Below are 7815 nucleotides of genomic sequence, written 5' to 3'. Positions count from 1 at the left end.
AGACTGGAACTTTCGTTCCTTTTTCAATGACTTTTTCTACTGGTTCTTTTGTGACGGTATTGCTTGTTTCTACTCGACTGATTTCATTGCCCTCTCCATCATAAGTAACCTCATAGACGATCGTTCTAGTTCCATCTTCTCCTGCTGTTTTGACTTGTGTAACCCCTTCTTCCAATTCTGGGTTTTCTATCATTTTTGTCGTATACGGAAGCGTTTCAGTCACTGTTTCTTCTTTAACTACAGTTGTCCCCTTTGTTTCTTTTTGTTTAGTGACAACAGGTTCTTTTGTATCAGAAGGTGCTGACTTCTCATCGATCAATACATACCCTAAGAGCTCATAGCCAGGAATCTCTGTAGAAATAAATGGCAACTTTTGGCCTTTTTCTAAATAGATCGTCTGATTATAATGATCTAAATTGAGATCAACCTCTTCTGCTTTAGCGACAATAGGAATGCTGCTTAAGGAACTACTGACCAGTAAGCTAAGCAAAAATTTATTTTTTTTCGCTTTTCTCGCTAAAAGCACCCAACTAAATAAGAATATTCCTGTACCTAAATAAACATATTTTAATGTGTCTAGCTCATTCGTTTGTGGCAGTACATTTGCTTTACGTTCTTCTTTTTTAGAATAAACCATGTAATATTTTTGATTTTCGTGAATACTGACTTTAGGTAATTCTTTTGTCATAGTCTCTTTTTGCGCATTTGAAAGATCCTTTGACAATATAGGTATCAGCTCTATTTTTACTTCATTCTTTAATGGATGAAAAATAGAGGAAGTTTCACTAATTTCATCCGCTGAAACCAGTGTATTCGGCTGACTGATAAAAATAAATGAGCCAATCGCAACAGAAAATAATCCTTGAGATAATTTTCTCAAAGTATATTTTACAACTCTTTCTTCTGATCTTTTTTTGTAAACATTCATTTTGCCTTTCTCCTATTTTTAGTTTAATTTTTTCACAAGAAATTAAGTTAGAAAAACACGCAATAATACTGACTAAAAAGCCGAATTACTACGTGTTTCATTCTTTTATAAAAAAATGTTACGCAGGCCCATTGATCAAATTCCATTCTACTTGACCAGAATAAGTTCCTGCTCGTACTTGAGAAACATCTGGTATCACTAATTTTAAATCCCCAAGATCATAATCATAGACACCATTATTCACAGCACTTCCCCCATTTATACTTTTCATAATAGTATTTGGCACAGTGGTAATTTGATCATTTACTGTTCCTGTAATTCCGTTATCTGAGAGAGCTTTTAAGTCGGTACTTGGGGAATAAGTTCCTAATCCAGTACTTATATTTTGCATAACTGTCCCATGACTATTAGTTGTCTGAATATATGCATTAGGAATTGGAATATTATCCCAAATTAATTGTGCAGTAACGTACCATTCATTTTTAGTTCTTGTCCGATCCTTTACACCAACATTGAAACTATCTGTTTTGGGAATCAGTATTTTTTGTTGTCCAGATGAATGAAGATCCGTTGAACCAATTTTAAATGTTGTAGGATAATAGGCCAGACCTAAACTTCCAGTAGGATTTAGTTTTTTATTATCTACAGATGTATCAAATTTATCACTGACCCATCCTGCTTTAAACTCTGCTTTGCTATTAATAAAATCACTAAAACTGTTAATAGATTGAATAGTTTGTTCAAAAACTTGATCAGTCGGTGCCCATCCTGTTAAGGCATAATTATCTTTTGTCGGCACATTGCTTTCCAACCAATCTCTTATTTTATTTTGTAGATCTTGTCCTAATAATTGTGAAAGTTGCTCATATTGATTAGTTGGAATGGCGGTTTGATAAAAATAATAACTTAAATCTGTAGGTTGATCGGTTTCTCTGTCAATATATGGATTTTCAGCTACCTTTCCAGTATCAGCATTAATTCTTATTTCGCACTTAGGTTTATAACCTGACTGAGAATAAGGATAAGACAATAATCTATTATCAGAAGCAACAATCAAAGCTGGCAAAGGAATATAACCAAGACTGTATAAATAGAACATTCCAGTATTATTTGTAAGACTATCACCCAAATCAGCATTGCTATTGATACGCCAATTATCCATATGAATTTCATCTAATCTGATACAATCATAAAACATTGATTTAAAATCCATCACATTAGAAGTATCCCAGTTACCTGTATCTCCAATGGATACTAATGATGGACAATTGAAAAACATATTTGACATATCAGTTACTTTGGAAGTATCCCAGTTAGATAAATCAAGATTCTGTAACTTTACGCAATTTAGAAACATTCCTGACATATTAGTTACATTAGAAGTATTCCAATGGCTAGTATCACCTATAGATGTCAATTGACTTGAATTATTTTCAGGCATCCAAAACATTTCATACATATTAGTTACATTTCCTAAAGTCCATTGTTGTTGGATTTCTTTTAAATTAGCTAATTTATTAAATGCAATACCCATATTTGTTACATTAGGCAATGTGTTGTCTCCAAAAGAAATGGTAGTTAAATTTGGTATAAAACTACCATCAAAAGAAGCATACATTGAAGTTACATTATCCATATCCAGCCCAGAAAAATCAATTGAAGTTAAATTGGGATAGCTTTGTCCAGCTACTGCAAATAGATAATCAAGAGAAACTCCATCAGGTGTATTATTTACTAACTTTATTTTGGTATTTTCAACAGAAACAAATTTGATACTGCGTACATTGTTTGGGAATATAGCAGCGGCATTATGCAAACCAATTTCGATTTTAACTGATAGCATTTTTCCATATAACTTAATTTTAGAAGGAATTACTAGGTTTTCTTTCTGTCCTTTATAACCTGTGATAACGATAGAATCATTCTCTAATTTATAAGTAGTATGGTCTATATCCAAATCCTGTCCTTCAACAGTCTTGGCTTGATTAGGTGTAACTGCAAGAACGGATTTATCAGTTTTCTTTTTAGAAGAATTAGGTGATTCTTCTATTACTTCATTTTCAGATTGATATACATCATCACCAGTTTTTTCTTCTGAATCAGTTATCTCTTCATTTGTTGTCTCTATGATAGATTTATTTTCTTGTTCTACTTGATTCTCTGCCGTTTCAGCTTCCTTATCAGATTGAGAAGCAATAATGGCTTGATCTTCTTCGGCATAGCTGTTTAAGATCCTGCTGTTACTAATCAATCCTAAAAGGAGAGTAGAACAGAGCAGTCCACTTATTAATCGTTTCAATCCTCTCACCTTCTTCCATTCAATATTCCTATAATTGATTATTGATAACGAAAAAATAGATAATACTCATGCCCATTGTTCCCAATGCACACAGTAAACTAAATATATTCAAAAAAAGCAATCGTTTTTCCAACTGTTGCTGAACTACTTTTTTATAGTCTTTTAAAAAAAGATATAGACTCACTATTAGAAAAATGATTCCTAAAGTCATGTAAACCATCGGATAGATATACATTTAGTTTCTCCCCTTCGCTATCTTTTTTAAATAATAGAGAGTACCAGCAAATAAAACGATCACAACTCCTATCCAGGAATACCCATCACTCATGATTTCTCCTGTTTGTGGAAAAATACCGCTTTTTTCTTTAACAATGTTAGAACTATCCGGTTGATTCTTTATAGGGGAATCTTCTCCCGGTAAAGCTTTATCAGGTGCAATCGTTTCCCATAACTCCACAGCTACATCCGTTTCTTTTGAGTCTGCCATATCTGCAAAAATCATCGTAGATGATTGTAGAAAGAAAACGCCTAAAAACAGAAGAAGTATCATCTTAAATTTCTTATGTTTCATTTTATTTTCCTCTCTTTCTACTTCTTAGAAGCAAGAAAACTATCATCATGAAGGCCAATAAAGCAAATACAAGTGAGCCAATACTTACCCATTTCGGAATTTGGATTTGAAAGACAGATTCTTGATTAATTTTATCGGCCTGTTCTTCCGTGATCTCAAATTCTTTTTCGAACTTCCATTCTTTTTTATCACCGGTCACTACTCCCTTAAATAGATATTTGCCAGGTTTTAAGTCTTCTTTTACCCAGTCAAATTGAAACGGGAAAACAGAGAAAGGGGCTATACTGACATTTTTTTGTTCTTTCGTTCGTACCACTTCTTTTGTTTTCTGATCGATGATCTGTCCTTCTACTTTCGAATCTGGAAATATATAAGGGTTCGGATTTAAAATATCTGCTTGAATAATTCGACGACCATCATAAAGAATCGGCCCAACATCTTCTAGTTCGACTGAAATATATTTCTTCATTTGATTTTCTGTTTCATTCGTCAATACTACACCTAAAGTGTAACTATACGTATTTTCAACAGAGACCGTTTGTTTACTTTTTTCTTCATCTTTTTTTTCAGAAACAACAATTCCTCCCAACACGATTCCTTCAAATCGATCTTTAGGCATCGTTACAGTTAATGTTGTTTCTTTCGTACTATTTGCAGGAACTTTCACTTCTGACTGATTGGCCTTAACAATTTGTGTTAATGGTGTCTTCAACAACTTGTGATTTTTAATCATGCCCGTATAATCAATGATCCCATTAGGATTCGTATTTGCATCGGTTACTTTAATTTCTAATGTTTTTTCCTTTGAAGATTCATTGATCAACTTCACTTTGATTTCATCTTTTTCTTCAGGGTTTTCTTTCAAATAAAAATAGCCAACAGAGGAATCCAATTGATGAGCATTTGGCACACCTTCGATGGTAAATCCACCAATCCCTTCTTCCCCATAAGCAATGGTTCCACCACAGAAAAAGATAGATAAGATTAATATTGTAATACCAATCGCTCGTTTCATTTTATTCCATCCTTCTTATATTTATCAGCGTTGTTACATCAATATTGCATTGCCATCATTCATATAAATACTTGAAAAAATTTCTTATCAGAATTAATAGCCACTCATTTGTTATTCATCACGATCAACGAATTTACATGTATACTAATAGGTAAACTAACATTCTAATGAATTAGTTTACCTATTAGTAATTACCCCAACATTACCAATATTAATTAGTACCAACAGTGGTTCCAGGAGTGACTGCTAAATTCCATGTTACTTTTCCAGAATAATTACCAGCCTTTAAACTAGTTGCATCAGGAATATTAAGTTTTAACGTACCTAAATCGCCTAGTTTATAATCATAAGTTCCAATACCTACAGTTGTATTTTCTTTGCTCATAATTTTCGTAGGGCTCATGCCAATAGATACATTTTTCTCTCCTGTAACAACTACTGGATTCTGAGCTACTAAATCACTTTCCATAAAATTATTTTTACCATTATTATTATTTTGCATTACTGTGCCATTCGTATTATTCAGTTGAATTGTTGAACCTGGTAAATCACCTTTTGTCCAACTTAATGTTGCAGTTAATTCCCAATTATTGTTTGTATGAGTGTTATCTTTTACACCAATATTATATGTTGTATTAGGGACAGTATCATTATTTCCAGAATCAGGTAATGTTAGAGTACTCTGTCCTAGACTTCCAGAAAAGTTAAAAGCTTTTGGATAATAAGCGATTCCAAGATTTCCATCTTCTCCACTAACAGCTCCTTGTTCATTTAGGCCCTTGTCAGGATTATCAGGATCCGTAGGAGCTTTAGGGGTATCTGTATGAGGGACAGTTAATGTCGCTGAAACTGGAGTATCCGCAGTAGATGGATTAGCATCAGATCCTACACCAGTAGCTGCAAATACACTTCCACCATTTACCAATGAAGCTATTAAAACAGCACTACTCAATAAGATATTTGTTTTTTTCATTTTTGAACCTCTCCTTTTCTAATTTTTTACAAAGACAAAAACAAATAAAACATAAAGACAATTCCGAATTGCACTTTACATGTAAAAAATATATCCAAAAGTTAAAATTATCAAGATAGCTAATTTTTCTTTTTATTGTAATTAAAAGAAAAAAAACGAAAAAAAGATAAGTTTATTCCACGATAATACTAAAAAACAAGCCAAATGCATATCTTCATACTTAATAAATAACAGTTTATTTGAATGTCTTAAACAGTTAAACTAGCTGTTTTATAATTTTTGCATTAAAATTATCAGTGAAAGCAAATAAGTTAAACGTATTATATGACATTCACTTTTTTGATAAATAGAAAAATTATTTACAAAATAATTGAATAGCATCATCTAAAATAGTATTATGTTTATATTTCATCGAGTAAGTTCTAAACTTTTATAGTCGTTAGACGTAAAAAATTCCTTTTAATTTGACATGCGGATGCTTTCCACTTATCAGTACATAAAAAAGAGTTTTTTATTGCTTTAGTTACTTCGTCCACTTATAGAATCACATGTTCTTTTAGGTTTCGCATACGACTAGACCGAAAATGTCTAAATGGCTCTTTTTCAATAAGGACTGATGAGTTGTGAAAAATCAAGTCTGGGTAAAAATGCTCCTCATTTTGGCTCAGATTTTTTGTTATCCTACTTTGATTAATTGATTAATCAAAAAGATTCTAATTCTCATGTTCTCAAATGATTTAAATCCGTAGGATACTAGTTTCATTGTCTTTATGTGGGTATTCTTCGCTCCTATTTTTACAGTGTAGTAGGGATAGATCATCGCGTTGGTGATGCCTTCTTCATAGGTCAGAAGTTTTTGAAGCTTCTTCCGAAAGCCGTCATCTAACGTTTCGGGAAGTTCTGCTGATAAGGAGAAAAATCAGTCAGGGTCTTTGTCTCGAAAAGCTTCAACTAATTCATGAAAAAAGGGCTACGCCTCCTCTTGATGTGCCCCCCAAAAGTTAGACTAGAAATGTAGTGCACCCAATAACCTGGACTAATATTCAAGTTAAGGGGTGTTTTTCGTGAAAGAGCTTATCTCATTGGTTATCGCACCAATTTTTGTTGGACTGGTCATCGAACTAGTTTCTCACTGATTAGACGAGAAAGACGATAACTAAGCAAGTTGTCTCTAACCCACATGTTCAGAGTCGCAACGAACATAAAGAAAGCCAACCCTACTCGCAATAGGGTTGGCTTTTGTGCTATTCGTGTATAGCTTATCTAATTTCGCACTCATATTATACCATCACTAATTTAAATGCTCAACTTAAATGTCCTTATACAAATATTAATCTATACTCAATTTGTCTTTTGCTTATCCAGGTATACTCAATTGACCTTCTTGTTTTTCACTAAGTTAACAAAATTTAAATGTTCTACTAAAAAAGTAAGAAAATACGTAAAAAAATAAAGGTCAAATTTTTTGACCTTTTTATACTGTCTTCTCGAAAATAGTTTTGCTAATATCATTTGTGCCTATTTTTACTTTCTCGATTTTTACAACTTCGTGAGATTCTAATAAAGATTTAGATAAGTTTTTATTGGTTGTCCCATTTAACGCTAATAATGACTGTGGCACATATTGGTTTTCTGTCCTAACACATGTTAAAGCTATTATCATTTTACTTGTACGAATAGCTTTGTCAAAACTCAAATTATAAAATGAACCATTATCACATATCCTAACTGTCATTTTTCTAGATAAATGGCATAAATTTTCAGCGCTAAGTGACAAAAGCAACTAATTTTTCATGATAGATTTTTAAATATCTCAATCTATCTCCAAAATTAGTTGCTTTTGTAGCTATAGTTGACTATGAATATGACAAATAATTAGAAAAAACTGTGCCAATTAAATATAAAAATGACAGATAGGGTCTCACGCTCTTTGTTTTTCGCCATTTAAAGATTGAAATTTTTGCCATTTAAAAAGAAAAGTGACACCTGAGTTAGTAATTTATTTTTTGTTTTTTTCATAAAGCACATA

7 protein-coding genes and 1 pseudogene are annotated in these 7815 nt (G+C 32.4%); 1 reads left to right on the top strand and 7 read right to left on the bottom strand.

The window, feature by feature from the left end; all coding sequences use genetic code 11:
- From AB3I42_RS13890 to AB3I42_RS13860, 7 genes and pseudogenes are all read right to left on the bottom strand, one after another.
- The coding region (locus AB3I42_RS13890) for a G5 domain-containing protein (protein ID WP_368022568.1) at positions 1-928 on the bottom strand (928 nt) is incomplete at its 3' end.
- A gap of 118 nt (positions 929-1046) precedes the next feature.
- On the bottom strand, positions 1047-3227 hold the full coding sequence (locus AB3I42_RS13885) for a BspA family leucine-rich repeat surface protein (protein ID WP_368022567.1): 2181 nt from the start codon (positions 3225-3227) through the stop codon (positions 1047-1049).
- 28 nt (positions 3228-3255) lie between these two features.
- Positions 3256-3462 (bottom strand): hypothetical protein, encoded by a 207-nt coding sequence (locus tag AB3I42_RS13880; RefSeq protein ID WP_081123767.1) that lies wholly within the window; start codon positions 3460-3462, stop codon positions 3256-3258.
- Entirely contained in the window at positions 3463-3798 is a 336-nt protein-coding gene (locus AB3I42_RS13875) for an LPXTG cell wall anchor domain-containing protein (RefSeq protein ID WP_181934726.1), read from the bottom strand. It abuts the gene before it with no gap.
- A 1-nt stretch (position 3799) separates the two neighbouring features.
- Positions 3800-4813: a DUF916 and DUF3324 domain-containing protein gene (locus AB3I42_RS13870; RefSeq protein ID WP_081125804.1), complete on the bottom strand. Its 1014-nt coding sequence runs from the start codon at positions 4811-4813 to the stop codon at positions 3800-3802.
- A gap of 211 nt (positions 4814-5024) precedes the next feature.
- Positions 5025-5786, bottom strand: coding sequence for a WxL domain-containing protein (locus tag AB3I42_RS13865; protein WP_081125805.1), 762 nt, complete (start codon positions 5784-5786; stop codon positions 5025-5027).
- 676 nt (positions 5787-6462) lie between these two features.
- A pseudogene (locus tag AB3I42_RS13860) lies at positions 6463-6768 on the bottom strand (transposase); the annotation flags it as partial.
- A 73-nt stretch (positions 6769-6841) separates the two neighbouring features.
- On the opposite strand from AB3I42_RS13860, the gene AB3I42_RS13855 reads away from it, so the two are divergent.
- Positions 6842-6922, top strand: a complete 81-nt coding sequence (locus AB3I42_RS13855) for a type I toxin-antitoxin system Fst family toxin (RefSeq protein WP_309597279.1) — start codon at positions 6842-6844, stop codon at positions 6920-6922.
- The last annotated feature ends 893 nt before the right edge of the window (positions 6923-7815 follow it).

Origin of the sequence: Enterococcus sp. C53 (genome assembly GCF_040887425.1) — a bacterium.
Taxonomy (GTDB): Bacteria; Bacillota; Bacilli; order Lactobacillales; family Enterococcaceae; genus Enterococcus_B; species Enterococcus_B hirae.
Note: the sequence above shows the minus strand (reverse complement) of the source record. Positions and strands in the feature narration are given on the sequence as shown.

Coding starts and splice junctions, on each gene's coding strand:
- AB3I42_RS13880 (WP_081123767.1), bottom strand. CDS start 3,462: ATGTATATCTATCCGATGGTTTACATGACTTTAGGAATCATTTTTCTA.
- AB3I42_RS13875 (WP_181934726.1), bottom strand. CDS start 3,798: ATGAAACATAAGAAATTTAAGATGATACTTCTTCTGTTTTTAGGCGTT.
- AB3I42_RS13870 (WP_081125804.1), bottom strand. CDS start 4,813: ATGAAACGAGCGATTGGTATTACAATATTAATCTTATCTATCTTTTTC.
- AB3I42_RS13865 (WP_081125805.1), bottom strand. CDS start 5,786: ATGAAAAAAACAAATATCTTATTGAGTAGTGCTGTTTTAATAGCTTCA.